Origin of the sequence: Nonomuraea sp. NPDC049750 (assembly GCF_040659625.1) — a bacterium.
GTDB lineage: Bacteria > Actinomycetota > Actinomycetes > Streptosporangiales > Streptosporangiaceae > Nonomuraea.
This window is the reverse complement of sequence record NZ_JBFANB010000005.1, coordinates 47,441-62,483: the sequence shown is the minus strand read 5'-3', so window position 1 is coordinate 62,483 and position 15,043 is coordinate 47,441. Positions and strand designations below refer to the sequence as shown.

Here is a 15,043-nt window from a genome sequence, read left to right as displayed (position 1 = left end):
CCTTCAGGCGTTGACGATCCGGTTGATGTTCTCGGGTGACAGGTAGTTCTCGATCGCCAGGAGCCCGGCGCCCAGCGCGGCGGCGTTGATCCCGGTACGACTGGGCACGATCGAGAGGTGATGTGTGGCCAGCGGCAGCGATCTGCGGTAGACGGTCTCCTTGATGCCGGCGAGCAGGTGTTCGTGGACCCGCGACAGGGCGCCGCCGATGACGATCACCTCGGGGTTGAAGAAGTTGACCAGGCTGGCGAGCACCTCGCCGATCAGTCGGCCCGCCTCTCTGACCAGCCGGAGCGCTTGGGTGTTGCCCGCCTGTACCAGCGCCACGACGTCGGCCCCCGTCTCGGCGGGCGTGCCGAGCTCGGTCAGCCTCCTGGCGACGGCCGCGCCGCCGGCGACGGCCTCCAGGCAGGCGCTGTTGCCGCAGCGGCAGCCGGCGTCCTCGTGGCCGGAGACCCGGATGTGGCCGATGTCGCCGGCCGAGCCCTGAGCGCCGCGGTGCAGCTTGCCCTCGGCCACGATGCCGCAGCCGATGCCGGTGCCGATCTTGACGAACAGCAGGTGGCCGGCGCCGGGGTAGGCGTTGCGGTGCTCGCCGAGCGCCATGACGTTCACGTCGTTGTCGACGAGTACGGCGCAGCCGGCGAAGTGCTCGGGAATCGGGTAGTCGTTCCAGCCGGGCATGATCGGCGGGTTGTTGGGCCGGCCCGTGGCGAACTCCACCGGCCCCGGCACCCCCATCCCGATCGCCTTGAGCGCGGCCCGGGGCCGTCCCGCCTCGGCGAGCAACCGGTCCAGCCGCTCGTCGACGTGGGCCAGAACCGTCTCCGGCCCCTCGGCGATCAGCAGCGGGTCCTCGCACTCGGCCAGCACATCGCCCGAGATGTCCATCAGCGCGATCCTGCAGTGGGTGGCGCCCAGGTCGACGCCCGCGAAGGCGTGGTCCGCGGTGTGCAGGCGTAACTGCCGCGGCGGCCGGCCGCCGGTGGACTCGCCGCTTCCGGTCTCGGAGACCAGGCCGCGCTCGATCAACGCGTCGACGCGCTGGCTGATCGTGGACCTGGCCAGGCCGGTGAGCCGGGCGAGGTCCGAGCGGGTGGTAGCGGAACCGGCGCTGATGAGCGTCAGAACGTCACCGGGCGAGCCCGGAGCGGAGGTCATGCGGCGACAATAAGATCACACAAGCAGCAAATCAAGAGTGTTAGCCGCCCAAACCCTCCCTACTTCCGCCGATAATCAAACAAAGATCTCTGAATTCGGACATAAGGGCGGTTCGGCCCCAGCGAGGTCGCGAAGCGCCGCCCAGCGGCGGCGACGCCGGGCGTACTCCTCGCCGCCCATGCCCCTGGCGCCCCCGCCACAAGCCCTGGCAGCTTGCCGCCACACGTTCCGGCGTCTCGGAGCAACCTCCCCCCGCGTGAGCGGTGCGCTGCCGAGCATCGGAGCCCGGCAGACCGTCAACATCTGGAGAACCATTAGTGGTCATTCGGTAAGAACTGTGCGGCGACCGGAGCACCCATTAGGAGGGCGCATATAACGGGTTCCGTGGCGAACACTTCGCTGGAATTCCGGGCGAAATGTCCCATGACCCGAACCGCCATCCACACGGGGAGTCCGAAATGAGAGAAAAAATCACGATACCTATTTTCGTGGCGATGGCCGTGGGAGGTGGGATCGCCTTCGGGACCGCAGGATTGGCGTCCGCCTCCACGGACAGCCAGGTGGCACCCACGAGCACCGCGAGCCCGCGACCCTATCCGCCGAGGCCCACTGCCAGTGCTAGTGCCGCCGCCACGCCGAGGGCCACCTCGACGTCGTCGTCGCACGTCAACATCGACGTCGACATCGACCCCGAGGAGTTCCGTGGGTGGCATCGTCGCCATCGGGGCTGCGGCCATGGGTGCTGTGGCCACGGGTGCCATGGCCACCACAAGGAGCTGCCGATGACCGGAGCACCCGTGAAGGCCCTGGCCGCGGCCGGTGCCGGCATGCTCCTGACGGGCACCGCCGGCACGCTGATCGCCATGCGGCGTCGCCGTTCGTACAGCGCGAAGTAAGTCGCCGATCTCACAGTGCGAAGTAAGAGACGCCGAGTTGTCATCGCCGGCCTGCTGGCTCCCGCCGCGGGCCTCACGCTGGCCGGGGGTTGGACCGCGCACCTCGCTCTGAGCGTGCGCGACCACCTGCAGGCGACCAGGAACGCGCTGGTCCTGCTGCGCGCGAGCGACCCCGGCCGGCTGGCCGGGACGCTCGCGGACGCGCAGTGGCACGCGACCGAGGCCCGCCGGCTCACCTCCGGCCCGGACTGGTCGTTGCTCGCTCGCACTCCCCTGGTCGGAGAGAGCGCGACGACCATCCGCGGTCTGGCGGAGGCCGCCGCGGAGCTGACCGGTGCCCTGACCGACGTGCACCGGGCCGCCGCGCCGCTGATCACGGCCGATGGGTCCGCCAAGGGCGCTTCCATGACCGACATGGGCGAACTGCTGGCCGACCTGGAGTCGGCGGCACCGGCCCTGGACGCCGCCGCCGACCGGGTCGCTCTGGCGCGCTCACGCCTGTCCGTTACCCCGGCGGACACGGGCGTGAGCGAGCTGGACGAGGCCCGCGTCACGGCCCTGGAGCAGGTCGATCGGCTGCACGGCTGGCTCGGCGCGGCGGCCGACGCCGCCGCCCTGCTGCCGCCGATGCTGGGCCATGACGGCCCACGCCGCTATTTCCTGGCATTCCAGACAAATGCCGAGGCGCGCGGAACCGGCGGCCTGGTGGGCGCCTTCGGCATTCTGAAAGCCGGGCAAGGAAAACTCGGCATTCAGCGGCTCTCCGCCAACACCCGCCTCGCGCCGAGTCCGGCACCGGTCGCCGACAATGGGCCGGCATTCAGCGCGCGTTACGGGCCGAGCGCGCTTTCCCTGCTCTCCAATTCCAATCTTTCCCCGCATTTCCCGTACGCCGCGACCACCTGGACCGCGCTCTGGGAGCGGCAGACAGGGCGGCGGCTGGATGGCGCCATCGCGACCGACCCGGTCGGGCTCTCCTACCTGCTGCGGCTGATCGGCCCGGTCACTCTCCCGGGCGGTGAGACGGTGACCGCCGAGAACGTGACCGACCTGACCGAGCGGGTGGCCTATGTCCGCTACCAGGATCCGGACGAGCGTAAGAAGTACCTCATCACGATCGCCGGCGCCGTCAGCGAGGCGATGACCCGGTCCCATCCGGATCCCCGCACCTTGATGTCCACCTTGGCGCAGATGGTGGATGAGCGGCGGATCCAGGTGTGGAGCCGCAGGGGCATCGAGCAGCGCCGCCTGGCGACGACGCCGCTGGGCGGAGTGCTACCCCGGGAACCTGGACCGTTCGCCGGACTGGTGGTCAACAATTCCGGCGGCAACAAGCTCGACTACTACCTCAAGCGCTCGGTCGACTATGAGCTGGGCCCCTGCCGTCCCGACGGGCAACGCGTCACGAAGGTGCGGGTCAGTCTCACCAATGACGTGCCGCGCAGGAAGCTGCCCAGGTACGTCACCAGCCGCCTTGACTCCCCGGAGCGCCCCCATGCCGTCGGATCCAACCTGCTGTGGGTGTCGCTGTACACCGGGGTCGGCGCGAAGAACGGCGGCGTGCGGATCGACGGCAAGCTCGTGGAGGTCATCAAAGAGGTCGAACGATCCCACCCCGTCTACTCCATCATGCTGGAGCTCGCGCCCCGGCAGTCGAAGACGCTGGAGTTCCTCCTGCTCGAACCCGCCTCGGACGCGGCGCCGCTGGTGCCCGTGCAGCCACTGGTCCATCCCCAGCAGACCAGCGTCACCCAGGACCATCGGGGCTGCACCTTCGAGACTCCCACCAAACAATAAAGACCGGCGTGCCGCCAACGAGCTTCTGACCAGGGCGTTCTACCGTCGCGCTCATGGAAGGCACGCCGACTCGTTTCCACATCCTGTTCGTGTGCACGGGCAACATCTGCCGCTCTCCGCTCGCGGAGCGGCTGACCCGGCCGGCCCTCGGGCCGGCCTTCCGGGTGACCAGCGCGGGCACCCACGCCGAGCCGGGCATGGAGATGGCCGAGCACACGCGGCGGACGCTGCTTCGCCTCGGTGGCGATCCCACCGGCTTCGTCTCCAGCCCGCTGACCACCGAGATGGTGGCCGCCGCGGACCTCGTGCTGACGGCCGCCGCCGCGCATCGCGCCGAAGTGGTGACCAGGCATCTCCAGGCCGCCGGGCGTACCTTCACCATCGTCGAGTTCGGCGCCTTGAGCGGCGCGGTCGAGCCCGCGGCGGTCACGTCTCATCGCGATCCGGTACGGCGGGCGCACGCGCTGGTCGACGAGGTGCGCGGGCTACGCGGCCTGGTGCCGGTGGACCGGCCCGACATTCTCGACCCCATCGGCGGCACCCGCTGGCACCACCGGATGGCGGGACGGAGGATCGCCAGATCACTCGACGTCCCGCTCCGGCTTCTCACACAGCCGTCGGCGCCTTGACCGCGGCCCTGGCCTCGGTCGCGGTGTCGGTCTCATACCCGTAGCCGTAGCCGTAGCCGTCGTATCGGCTGGCCTTGGCCGGGACGAAGTTCATGACCGTGCCCACGATGCGCGCGTTGATCGACGTCAGCAGCTCCGTGCCCCGGACGATGTGCTCCTGCCGGGTCTTGCCGTAACGGGCGACGAGCAGGACTCCGTCGCAGATCGCCGAGAGCGTCGCGGCGTCTGTCACCGGCAGCAGCGGCGGCGCGTCGACGATCACGATGTCGTAGTCGTCCATGACCTGGTCGATCACCTGGCGCATCCCTCGTGAGCCGAGCAGCTCGCTCGGGTTCGGCGGGATCTGGCCGCTCGGCAGTACGAACAGGCGCGGCTCGCCCCAGGGCTGGATCACCTCGTCCAGCTTCGCCTTGCCGATCAGCACGTCCGTCAGGCCGACCGCGCCCTCGATGCCGAGGTAGGTCGGGATGCGCGGACGACGGAGGTCGCCGTCGACCAGGAGCACCCGCCAGCCCGCCTGGGCCAGGGTGATCGCGAGGTTGGAGGAGGTCGAGGACTTGCCCTCGTTCGGCAGGCAGCTGGTGATCACCAGGGATTTGGGCTGCCGGTCCACGCCGATGAACTGCAGGTTCGTACGGAGTGAGCGGAACGCCTCCGACCTGGACGATCGGCCTCCGCTACGGACGATCAGCGGGTGACGCCGCGCGTCCCGCTCGTACCCGATGATCCCGAGAGTCGAGCTCTTCGAGACCTGCTGCAGCGTGTCGGAGGTCTTGATGGTGGTGTCCAGACGATCGCGGAGCGTCAGCGAGCCGATGGCGATAACCAGCGCGATCAGTACGGCGACCACCAGGTTGACCACCGGCCTGGGGCTGACCGGCGTCTGAGGGATCTCCGCCTGGTCCACCACGGTGACCTTGACCGTGGGCCGGGTGGTCGAATTGACCCGCTCGAGCTGCTCGATCAGCTGCGTGAACCGCGCGCCCAGGGTGTTGGCCAGCTGTGCGGCGCGGGCCGGGTCGGTGTCGGTGACGGTCGCACGGAGCAGGACGGTGCCGGGGACAACCTCGGCGGAGATGTTCGCCTGCATCCGCCGGATGTCCTCGGGCGTGGTGATCTGGCTGACCACCCGGCGGCTGGACAGCAGAGTGGCGTAGGACTGCACCCGCTGCGCCGACAGCATTCCCGCCTGGTAAGCGGTGGAGAGGCTTCCTTCCCTGTCCTGGCCGGAGACCAGCATGGAGATCGTCGCGACGTACTGCGGCGGAGTGTTCGCGGTGACCACCACCGCCGTGCTGATCCCGATCCCCAGCGAGACGAGGAGGAGCAGCCAGTTCCGGCGCAGGAGCCGCATGTAGTAGAGCAGGTCCACTGGATCAACGCCGCCTTTCGCGGATTCTTGGAGGAGCCTTGAGGTCTTCGATCGGCGCGTAGATGTGCACACCCTGCAGCAAGGCGATGAGAACGATGGCGGTTCCGCCCGCGACCATCGTCGTGACCAGGGGCGATATCCAGCGCATGGCCATCAGCAGGCAGCAGCCGCCGGCCACGGCCGCCAGCGCGCCGAGCGTCGCGGCGGCCGTCCGGGTGCTGAGACCCAGCCGGCGGAGCCGGTGTGTCACATGGTCGGTACCGCCTATCAGCGGCGAGCGGCCCGCCCGCACCCGCGAGAGGAACACGACGCCGGTGTCGACGGTGGCGACGAAGGTCGGCAGGAGCAATCCGGCGATCATCTCGCCCGGATCCTGCCCCCTCACCAGGAAGACCGCCGAGCAGGTGACCACGAATCCGATGAACAGGGATCCGGAGTCACCCATGAATATCCTCGCGGGCGCCCAGTTGTGCGGCAGAAAGCCGAGGCTGGTGCCCGCGAGCGCGATCAGCAGCAGCCCCAGCGCCGGGTGGCCGGTCATGAAGGCCGTGCCACCCAGGAGGGCGGCCGTGACGGTGCTGACGGCTCCCAGCGCGCCGTCCATGTTGTCCAGCAGGTTGAAGGAGTTGAGCATCACGACGATCCACACGACCGTGAGTCCTCCATCCACCCATCCATTGGCCGGTGTGCTGATGTGGACACCGGCCAGCGCGACCCCGCTCGCCGCCGCGGCCTCCACGACCAGCCTGGTGACCGGGCGCAGCGGGCCGACGTCGTCGATCAGGCCGACCAGCGACACCGCGGTAGCCGCCAGGAGGATCGCCATGATCCGGAGTTCGGCGAAGCCGAGCACCGCGATCACCGGCACGACGGTGCCGAGCGTGATCGCGATGCCACCCAGGTAAGGAGTCGGGCGGGCGTGCGCCTTCTTCTCGCTGGGGCGATCGGTCAGTTCCCATTGCAGCGCCAGGCGCCTCAACGGCACGATCGCCGCACAGCTGATCACGAAGGCGGCCACGCCGGTGGCGAGGGCGATCGTCGCGTTCACCGGTTGGACGCCGTGAGCTCTTCGCGCACCTGCTTGACGACCTCGGCCAGGATCTCGTCGAGAGTGTGCCGGGGAGCCCAGCCGGTGAGCTCGCGGATCCGGGTGGTGTCGGGGACCCGGCGGGTCATGTCCTCGAAACCCTGCTGGTAGGCCTCGTGATACGGGATGAGGTCGATCCCGGAGGTGGACCCGGTGTGCTCGATGACCAGCTTCGCCAGGTCCAGAATGCTCACCTCCTCCGCGGAGCCGATGTTGAAGGTCTGACCGACCGCCGCCTCGAGGTCGAGGAGGCGCAGCAACGCGTCGACGACGTCCGCGACGTGCGCGAAGCAGCGGGTCTGGCTTCCGTCGCCGAAGACCGTGAGCGGCGCGCCGCCGACCGCCTGATGGACCAGGCGCGGGATGACCATCCCGTACGCCGGGCTCTGCCGTGGGCCCACGGTGTTGAACAGCCGCACGACGATCGTCGGCAGGCCGCGCTCCTGGTGATAGGCGTTGGCCAGGATCTCGTCGACGGCCTTGGCCGTGCTGTAGGCCCAGCGCACCACGGACGGGCTGCCGAGGATGCGGTCGGCGTCCTCCCGCAGCGGTCCGGACGAGTTCTTGCCGTAGATCTCGCTCGTGCTGGTGATCAGGATCTTTTTCCGGTAGCGATGCGCGGCCTCGATGACGACCTCCGAGCCGCGGATGTTGGTCGTCAGGCACCGCAGCGGCTGCTCGACTATCAGCTTGACGCCGACCGCGGCCGCGAGATGGACGACGACGTCGCACTCGTGGACCAGTTCGTCCACCATGAGCTCGTCCAGCACGGAGCCCTGGACGAACTGAAGGTGGGGGTGGCCGGCGGCGAGCGCGAGGTTCGCGGTCCGTCCCGTAGACAGATTGTCGACCACCACGACGGAGTCACCGCGCGCCAGCAGCGCGTCGGTGAGATGGGATCCGATGAAGCCGGCCCCGCCTGTCAGCAGGTATCGCATGTTGTCACCTCGCCCTTCTGGCTGAAGCGCGTGCCCGGCGCTCTTCGTACAGCGATCGATACATGGCCTCGGTGTCTGCCACCAGGCGCTCCACCCCGAACGAGGCGGCGGTCCAGTCGCGGGCGGCCTCGCCCATCCGGTGCCTGAGGTCGGGATCGGTCAGCAGCCGTACGGTGTGCTCCGTCAGCTCGCCGACGTCGGCGCTGCTCACCAGACCGGTGTGCTCGTGCCTGATGACCTCGGCGACGCTGCCCACCCGGGTGGAGACGCAGGGCCTGCCCGCCATCCCGGCCTCGATGAGCGCGACGGGCATCCCCTCGTTGTCGGAGGTCAGCAGGACCATGTCGGCGGCCGAGCAGATGGTGGCCACGTCGTTCCGCCAGCCGAGCAGATGGAAGGAGGCGCGCATGGGAGTGACCGCCTGCTCCATCTGCTCGCGGAGCTCACCGTCTCCGCAGACGACGAAGTGGCAGTCGGGCACCTGCCGGAGCACCGCCCTCGCCGTGGCGACGAATCTGTCGGGGCGCTTCACCTGGGTGAGCCGGCCCACGAAGGCGACCACGGGCGCGTCCGGCGGAAGTCCCAGCGACCGGCGGGCCTCCTCGCGGCTGGGGATCGGGCCGAGCCCGACGCCCGGCGGGGTGACGATGTACTGCTCGCGACGGCCGATCCCGGCCTCCAGCAACTCGTCGCGGACGCGCGCTCCCACGGTCACCAGACGATCGGACATCGAGGCGAGAAGGCGCTCGGTCCGCACGTAGACAAATTGCTTGGGCGGCGAGAAATGGCCATAAAGGAGATGACCATGAAACACGTGGGCCAGGGCCGGGTTGATCCCGGACAGGCGAGCGGCCACGCGACCCAGCAATCCGGCCTTCGTCGTCCGCGTGTGCACGATATGCGGCCGGAACGTGCGTATCGCCTTGATCAGGTGGGCGACGGCCCGGACGTCATCAGCGGGCTTGATCGAGCGGCCGAGCCCAGGAACCCGGTGAACCGGCATAGCCGACTCCCGGAGCAGGAAATGGTCGCCTTCGTCGCCGCCGACATCACCCGTGTAGAGGCGGTGATCGAAGGTGTCGTGGTTCAGCTGCGCGCACAACCCCGTCAGCTGAGTAGCCGGGCCGCCGATGTTCATCCGGGCGATGACATCCATGACTCTTATGCGGCCGTCCGGCTTCGCACAAGCTCCTGCGGAATGGGTCTTCATGCCGCAGAAGCTAGCTTGGGCCTTGACTCGTTCAATGGTCCGAGTCGCGGTGCCGACGGAATATTTGCATATCTTGTCCCCGCAGGTTATGGAATCACATCGGATGAGCTGACCGGCCGACGTCTTTCCTACTGACTTGCAGCGGTTCGGTGTGCCATGCCGATCTCGGCGGCCACTCGCCGTATTGTTCGTCGTGCCGTCCCGATCACATCGACATAGAGGTCGATATGGCGCCAATACGAGCGTTGAGGAGTTTGGGTGGAGTACCTTATCGTGGCCGCCGCCGTGATCACATTGGTCTTCCTTGTTTCGGTAAGTTTTGACAAACAGGCGGCGTGGCACGTGTTGCCGGTGCTGCTTGCCGCCTTCGCCGCCCGGATCGTCATTCACGTCGCGGTAGTACGGCCAGATGCCGTCGGATACGGCGGCGACTATCTGGGATACGAAGCCATGTCCCTGGAGACCGCCACGTTCTGGCAGCGTGAAGGCTTTCAGTTCGCCACCTCGGTGCCGGCCGAGCGCTTCGACTCCGTGGCGCTACCGTGTTATGTCTTCGCCATCCTCATGTATCTGTGCGGCGGCCCGGCTCCGCTCGCCTGTGTGGCGGTCGTGGCGTTGATAGCGTGCGCGCTGTGCATCGTCATGTACAGGTTCGCGCGGTTGGTGGGCGCCGACGAACGGGCGGCATTCGTCCTGCTGGCCATCACCGCCTTTTCCCCGATGTTCCTCCTGTGCACGTCGGATACGTTCAAGGATGGATTCAACGCGTTCCTCGTCGTGGGCTGTCTTTACCTCGCCGTTTCGAATGCTCGACGGTTTGACATACGCAAGCCACTCACGACGCTGGCATTGTTGTGGGGGCTCCTCAACGTACGCGCCTACATGGTGTTCATGTGTGGGGTTCCGTCGCTGCTCGGGCTCATGGGTTCGCGGAGCGCGATGTTCACCCGCGTTCTGGTCGTCTCCGCCGGCTTGCTGGTGTCGGGCCTGTTCTTCGCCGGCTACGTCGACGACGACGGGTTCGTGGATTCGGCGCTGGGACAGTTGGAGTTCGGCCAGTCGGAAGAGGCTCGCCGCTCATATGCCAGCCAGGGTTCAGGCGTGCTGTTCGAGGACAGTGGCAGCGCGTGGGGTTCGCTGCTCCCGAAGTTGCTCTACACGCTGCTGGCTCCCTTCCCCTGGGCTGATGGCAGCGCGACGCTGCAGCTGGCGAAGATCGAGACGCTGGTCTGGTACTTCATGCTCTACAGCGCGGTACGCGGCGCGCGGCTGCTGTGGCGTTATGACCGGCGATCGCTCTTGATTCTGCTGCTCTTCATCGTGCCGAGCACGATCGCCTACGCGACGACCGTGGCCAATGTCGGCCTGATCTTCCGGCAGCGCATGCCCATCGTCATGCTCACGAGCCTGCTGTCCGCTGTGGCATGGAGCAGGAGGCAGCCGGCGGCGGACATCGAAGAAGCTTCTCGTCCGCCGCTGACCGCGCTCAGTAGTCCTTCCGGATCCGGGCGAGCCACTGGTAGAGATTGATGTGCTGATCGACCAGCACGTCCACATCAAGATGCTCGCGCGCCCAGGCGCGCGCCTCGCGTCCTAGACAGGCCGCGAGGTCCGGGTCGTCGAGGACGCGGACGATGCCGTCGGCCAAAGCCTCCGCGTCGGACGCGGGGATCAGGACGCCCCGGCCGTCCAGCAATTCGGGTGTGCCGCCCACCGCGGTGGCGACGATCGGCCGTCCCGCGGCCATCGCCTCCATGACCGCGTTGCTCAGGCCCTCCCAAAGCGAGGGAAGGACCACCACATCGGCTCTGGCCAGGAGCGCCTTCACGTCAGTGCGGTCACCGAGGAAACGGACATCCACCCGCGACCCGCGGACCAGCTCCTCCAGGCGGTGCCGTTCCCTGCCTTCGCCCGCGAGCAGGAAGGTGCACGGCCGGCCGCGCTGGAGCAGCCGCGAGGCGGCCTCGATCAGGACGTCGTGCCCCTTCTGCGGCGCCAGGCGGGCCACGCACAGCGCAACAGGGAGTTCGGTGTCTTCGATGCTCGCCGGCTCGGCCCGCTCGAAGGCGGAGGCCCGAAGACCGTTGTAGATCACGCTCAGTTTGCCTGCCGGGATCCTGGTGATCGTGCGGGCTTCCTCGGCCACGGCGACCGCGTTCGTCACGACGTGATCGGTGAGCCGGGTCATCGCTCGTTCGAGAACGAGCACCCGCCGATGGCGTTGTTCCGGCTCACCCGCGTTGCGCCGACCGGCCACCATGACGGGGACGCCGGCCAGCCAGGCGGCGGGTGGTCCCAGCATGCGGCCTTCGAAGAGATAGGCATGCAGCACTTCGGGCCGAATATGCCGCAGCGATCGAATGAGGCGCGCGAAACCCCGTAGACACCGCACCAGATCAGCTGATCCTGACGAGGTGCGGCCGAAGCCGAGGTGATGCACTTCTATTCCGGCGTCACGGAGGGCCGCTTCGTGCGGACCGCTTTTCGAGATGAGGAACATGTGCACCTCGATGCCTCTGCCGGACAGACCTTGCGCGAGCAGGGATATCTGAGCCTCGGCTCCCCCGCGCCCCAAGTGCCCGATGAGGAATGCGACACGGCGTAGAGCGGATCGGTCTCTTCTCCGCATAGCTCCTTTACTCCTTCCTGCTTCCTTGAAGTTCGCTTTTTTTAAGCTCCGCCGAAGCCGCGCGGGCCTGGAAGAACCACATCACCTCGATGACCGCCAGCAGGCTGTACGCGATCGAAGATGACAGCGCGGCTCCCGCCGCACCCATGTGGGGGATCAGGACCAAGTCGAGCGCGATGTTCACAGCGAGCGCTACGACGGTGATCCCGGAGATGCGAAGGGGGCGGTCGAGCCGGATCAGGTACTGCCCCGTCAGGCGCACGATGCCGTACGCGGCGATCCCGGGGGCCAGGATCACCAGCGGCAGGACGCTTCTCTCATAGGAGGCACCGAACACGAAGGGGACCAGCAGCGGGGAGGCGGCGGCGATGAAGAACGCGCAGCCCGATGAACAGAGCAACGCGAGCCGGAGCGCGCGCGCGGTCGCTGCGGCGGACGCGGTCATGTCACCGCTGGCCTGCTGGGGCAGGACGACCTGAATGACGGCGTCCGCGGGCACCCGGGCTATCGTGATCACGACGACCGCCACGCTGTAGAGACCGGCCTCGGACGCGGACACCAGCGCGTTGAGCAGCAGGATGTCCGCCGCCGACCACAGCAGGAAATACTGGGCGATGTGGCCGATGTGGTAGCGCCCGGCCGGGCCGAGTTGGCGCACGGCGAGGTCCCAGCTGGCGTGGCTGAGATTCGGGCGCAGCGTCCGCAGGTACAACGGGAGCGGTACGACAGCGGACAGAGTCCACATGATGACGACCGCGGAGATCGTGAAGTGGCCCAGCACCGCCAGCAGCACCAGGGGCAGGCAGTTGATCAAGCCGGAAATGAGGATACTGCGGTTGATGAGGGCCATCCTGGCTTGGAGCGTCAGCATGCCCCGCAGGTTGACGATCGCGGCCATGGCGGGCACCCCCGCCAGAGCCACCGCCAGGAGCAGGGCCGGCCGGTTCGGGAACACCAGCGGTGACACGGCGAAGACGGCCAGGCCGGCCACCGCGCCCAGCCCTATCCCGAGCAGGAGGCCGTTGGCGGTCAGCACGCGACTGAGAGCGCCGTCCTTCCAGAGCGCGATCTGGGTGTTGACGACGGAGAAATGTCCAAGGATGACCGCTCCGGAGACCAGGCTGACGATCAGCGCGTACTGACCCCGGCCATCAGGCTGAAGGTAGCGGGCGATCAAGATGCTGGTGACTGTCGACAGCAGAAGGCGGAGTGACTGGCTCGTCCCCGCCTGTACCATCCTGGCCGTACTCGAGGTTTCCGAGAAGATCCAGGCGCGAAGGCGCAGCACGCCCAAGGAGAGCCTGTTACCGACGTCGGTGCTCGGTTGTGACGGGCTCCGCCTTCTTACCTCGCGCTGGCTACGCATCACATCTTCCTTGTCGTGGTGAGCACGCGGCCACCGGGGCTACGTCAAAGGGGCACAGCCGGTTTCTGGCATCACCAGGTCGTCAGAGGTCACGTGAGCTCGGTACCAGAGTTCGAACTGCAGGAGAGCCCACAGCTGGGCGCTGTGGTCGGCCCCTTCGACGTGCCGCTGGAGGAGGTTCCGGACGACCTGTGGCCGGAACAGGCCCCGAGCGCGGGCGGTGGCGTCGGTGAGCAGGTCGAAGGCCGGCTCACGCAGCTCACCCCGGAGCCAGGTCGCCAGCGGCACGTTGAACCCCTGCTTGGGGAAGCCCAGGATCTCCTTGGGCAGCCAAGGAGCGACGGCCCGCTTGAGCAGGACTTTCGTCTCACCGTCGCGCACCTTCAGCGCGATGGGCAGGCCGGCCGCCCATTCCATGAGGTGGTGGTCCAGGAGCGGAGAGCGGGCCTCCAGCGAGTTGGCCATGGCGGAGATATCCACCTTGACCAGGAGATCGTCCGGCAGGTAGCTCGAGACGTCCACATCCAGGATGCGGCCGACGTCGGTGGCCGCCGATGACCGCTCGAACGCCTCGTCGAGCAGCCGGTAACTGTCCGCCCCCACCAGAAGATCGCGGAGTTCGTCACTGTAGACGGCGTACTTCTGCCGGTGGGTGTACTGGGACACGAGGCGGGCGTAGCGGCGTGCGGGGGGCTCCGCGGCGAACTGCATCAGCCGGGCGAGCCGCCGGGGCAGAGATCCGCCGGTGGTCCGGTCCGCGATCAGGTCGCCGATGCGGCCGGTCGCCATCGCCAGCGGGCGCGGCATGACCGGTATCCGCCCGGCCTGCCCCATCCGAACGTAACGCTGATATCCCCCGAAGCTCTCGTCGCCGCCGTCACCGTTGAGCACCACGGTGACGTGCTTCCGGCTCAGCTGCGCGACGTAGAAACTGGGGATGGCCGAGGCGTCGGCGAACGGCTCGTCGAAGTGCCAGGCGATGCGCGGCAGAACGTCTAGCAAGTCGGACGTGACGACGAGCTCATGATGCTCGGTGCCATATCGCTCCGCCACCATCCGGGCCTTGTGCCGCTCGTCATAATCACTGTCCTCGAAACCGATGCAGAATGTGCGTACCTGTTCCTGGCTCTGCATGGCCATGGCCGCGACCACCGCGGACGAGTCGACCCCGCCGGACAGGAACGCGCCGATGGGACGCTCACTCACCATTCGGATGCGGGTGGCCTCCAAGAGCAGCTCACGCAGCCGCTCCTCTTCCCCTTCCTCATCCAGCACCGGTCGCGGCGAACTGTCCAGCGCCCAGTAGCGGTCCACGGAGGCGTTTCCGCGTTCCCAGACCAGCAGATGGCCGGGCGGAAGTTTGTGTACGTCCTGGTAAATGGACCACGGCGCCGGGACGTACTTGTACGTCAAATAGTGGTCCAACGCCACCGGATCCACCTCGCGGCGCAGGCGTGGATCCTGCGCCAAGGACTTCAGCTCCGATCCGAACGCCAGTGAGTTGCCATCCGAACGCCAGTAAAGGGGCTTCTTCCCTACGCGGTCACGCGCGAGGACCAGTCGTTCTCGCGCGCGGTCCCAGATGGCGAAGGCGAACATCCCCCTGAGCCGGTGGACCATCTCGGTGCCATGCTCCTCGTAGAGGTGGACCAGGCACTCGGAATCACCTGTCCCGCGCAGCCGGTGCCCTCGTGCGGCCAGGTCTCGCCGCAGCTCGGCGAAGTTGTAGATCTCACCGTTGAAGACGGCGACGACCTGGCCGTCCTCGCTGTAAACGGGCTGGTCACCCGAGGCCAGGTCGATGATCGCCAGCCGGCGCATGCCGAGGGCCGCGTGCTCGTCGCTGTGGAATCCGTCGCCGTCGGGACCACGGTGCACGATCACCTCGCACATGCGGCGCACCAGCGCCGGGTCGGGCCGTGTCGTCGATACGATCCCGGCTATCCCGCACATCGGTC

General features: G+C 67.8%; 12 protein-coding genes. 4 read left to right on the top strand and 8 right to left on the bottom strand.

The annotated features are described in order from the left end of the window. Positions 1-3 precede the first annotated feature (3 nt). Positions 4-1,161 carry an ROK family transcriptional regulator gene (locus AB0J16_RS15215; RefSeq protein WP_358538988.1) on the bottom strand — a complete coding sequence of 386 codons (1,158 nt, stop codon included), beginning with the start codon at positions 1,159-1,161 and terminating at the stop codon, positions 4-6. A 782-nt stretch (positions 1,162-1,943) separates the two neighbouring features. Between AB0J16_RS15215 and AB0J16_RS15210 the strand changes: the two genes are divergently transcribed. Genes AB0J16_RS15210 through AB0J16_RS15200 form a run of 3 tightly spaced genes read left to right on the top strand, consistent with a single transcriptional unit; the run spans position 1,944 to position 4,483 of the window. Then, positions 1,944-2,057: an LPXTG cell wall anchor domain-containing protein gene (locus tag AB0J16_RS15210; protein ID WP_358178670.1), complete on the top strand. Its 114-nt coding sequence runs from the start codon at positions 1,944-1,946 to the stop codon at positions 2,055-2,057. Between the two features lie 15 nt (positions 2,058-2,072). Then, the gene (locus AB0J16_RS15205; RefSeq protein WP_358538985.1) at positions 2,073-3,854 is read left to right on the top strand and encodes a DUF4012 domain-containing protein; all 1,782 of its coding nucleotides are present in this window, start codon (positions 2,073-2,075) and stop codon (positions 3,852-3,854) included. A gap of 53 nt (positions 3,855-3,907) precedes the next feature. Next, positions 3,908-4,483: a hypothetical protein gene (locus AB0J16_RS15200; RefSeq protein ID WP_358538982.1), complete on the top strand. Its 576-nt coding sequence runs from the start codon at positions 3,908-3,910 to the stop codon at positions 4,481-4,483. Here AB0J16_RS15200 and AB0J16_RS15195 read toward each other — a convergent pair. Genes AB0J16_RS15195 through AB0J16_RS15180 form a run of 4 tightly spaced genes read right to left on the bottom strand, consistent with a single transcriptional unit; the run spans position 4,461 to position 9,036 of the window. Beyond that, positions 4,461-5,855: a polysaccharide biosynthesis tyrosine autokinase gene (locus tag AB0J16_RS15195; RefSeq protein ID WP_358538979.1), complete on the bottom strand. Its 1,395-nt coding sequence runs from the start codon at positions 5,853-5,855 to the stop codon at positions 4,461-4,463. The two genes, AB0J16_RS15200 and AB0J16_RS15195, sit on opposite strands and share 23 nt — an antisense overlap. Positions 5,856-5,859: 4 nt before the next feature. Next, the gene (locus AB0J16_RS15190; protein WP_358538977.1) at positions 5,860-6,903 is read right to left on the bottom strand and encodes an MraY family glycosyltransferase; all 1,044 of its coding nucleotides are present in this window, start codon (positions 6,901-6,903) and stop codon (positions 5,860-5,862) included. Further along, a complete protein-coding gene (locus AB0J16_RS15185; RefSeq protein ID WP_358538974.1) occupies positions 6,900-7,880 on the bottom strand; it encodes a GDP-mannose 4,6-dehydratase in 981 nt (326 codons plus the stop codon). Before AB0J16_RS15185 ends, AB0J16_RS15190 begins: the two co-directional genes overlap by 4 nt. A 4-nt stretch (positions 7,881-7,884) precedes the next feature. Then, the gene (locus AB0J16_RS15180) at positions 7,885-9,036 is read right to left on the bottom strand and encodes a glycosyltransferase (RefSeq protein WP_358538971.1); all 1,152 of its coding nucleotides are present in this window, start codon (positions 9,034-9,036) and stop codon (positions 7,885-7,887) included. Between the two features lie 312 nt (positions 9,037-9,348). Between AB0J16_RS15180 and AB0J16_RS15175 the strand changes: the two genes are divergently transcribed. Continuing rightward, on the top strand, positions 9,349-10,620 hold the full coding sequence (locus AB0J16_RS15175; protein ID WP_358538969.1) for a hypothetical protein: 1,272 nt from the start codon (positions 9,349-9,351) through the stop codon (positions 10,618-10,620). On the opposite strand, the gene AB0J16_RS15170 is transcribed toward AB0J16_RS15175, so the two are convergent. The 3 genes from AB0J16_RS15170 to asnB all read right to left on the bottom strand — a co-directional run bounded on the left by AB0J16_RS15170 (position 10,577) and on the right by asnB (position 15,038). After that, positions 10,577-11,719, bottom strand: a complete 1,143-nt coding sequence (locus AB0J16_RS15170; protein ID WP_358538967.1) for a glycosyltransferase — start codon at positions 11,717-11,719, stop codon at positions 10,577-10,579. The two genes, AB0J16_RS15175 and AB0J16_RS15170, sit on opposite strands and share 44 nt — an antisense overlap. A gap of 7 nt (positions 11,720-11,726) precedes the next feature. After that, positions 11,727-12,896, bottom strand: coding sequence for a polysaccharide biosynthesis C-terminal domain-containing protein (locus AB0J16_RS15165; RefSeq protein WP_358538964.1), 1,170 nt, complete (start codon positions 12,894-12,896; stop codon positions 11,727-11,729). 228 nt (positions 12,897-13,124) lie between these two features. Further along, positions 13,125-15,038: an asparagine synthase (glutamine-hydrolyzing) gene (asnB, locus tag AB0J16_RS15160; protein ID WP_358538961.1), complete on the bottom strand. Its 1,914-nt coding sequence runs from the start codon at positions 15,036-15,038 to the stop codon at positions 13,125-13,127. Positions 15,039-15,043 lie beyond the last annotated feature (5 nt).

Bases quoted from the DNA above. Each gene is read 5' to 3' on its own strand.
- AB0J16_RS15215 (WP_358538988.1), bottom strand. From the start codon at position 1,161: ATGACCTCCGCTCCGGGCTCGCCCGGTGACGTTCTGACGCTCATCAGC.
- AB0J16_RS15210 (WP_358178670.1), top strand. From the start codon at position 1,944: ATGACCGGAGCACCCGTGAAGGCCCTGGCCGCGGCCGGTGCCGGCATG.
- AB0J16_RS15200 (WP_358538982.1), top strand. From the start codon at position 3,908: ATGGAAGGCACGCCGACTCGTTTCCACATCCTGTTCGTGTGCACGGGC.
- AB0J16_RS15185 (WP_358538974.1), bottom strand. From the start codon at position 7,880: ATGCGATACCTGCTGACAGGCGGGGCCGGCTTCATCGGATCCCATCTC.
- AB0J16_RS15180 (WP_358538971.1), bottom strand. From the start codon at position 9,036: ATGGATGTCATCGCCCGGATGAACATCGGCGGCCCGGCTACTCAGCTG.
- AB0J16_RS15170 (WP_358538967.1), bottom strand. From the start codon at position 11,719: ATGCGGAGAAGAGACCGATCCGCTCTACGCCGTGTCGCATTCCTCATC.
- asnB (WP_358538961.1), bottom strand. From the start codon at position 15,038: ATGTGCGGGATAGCCGGGATCGTATCGACGACACGGCCCGACCCGGCG.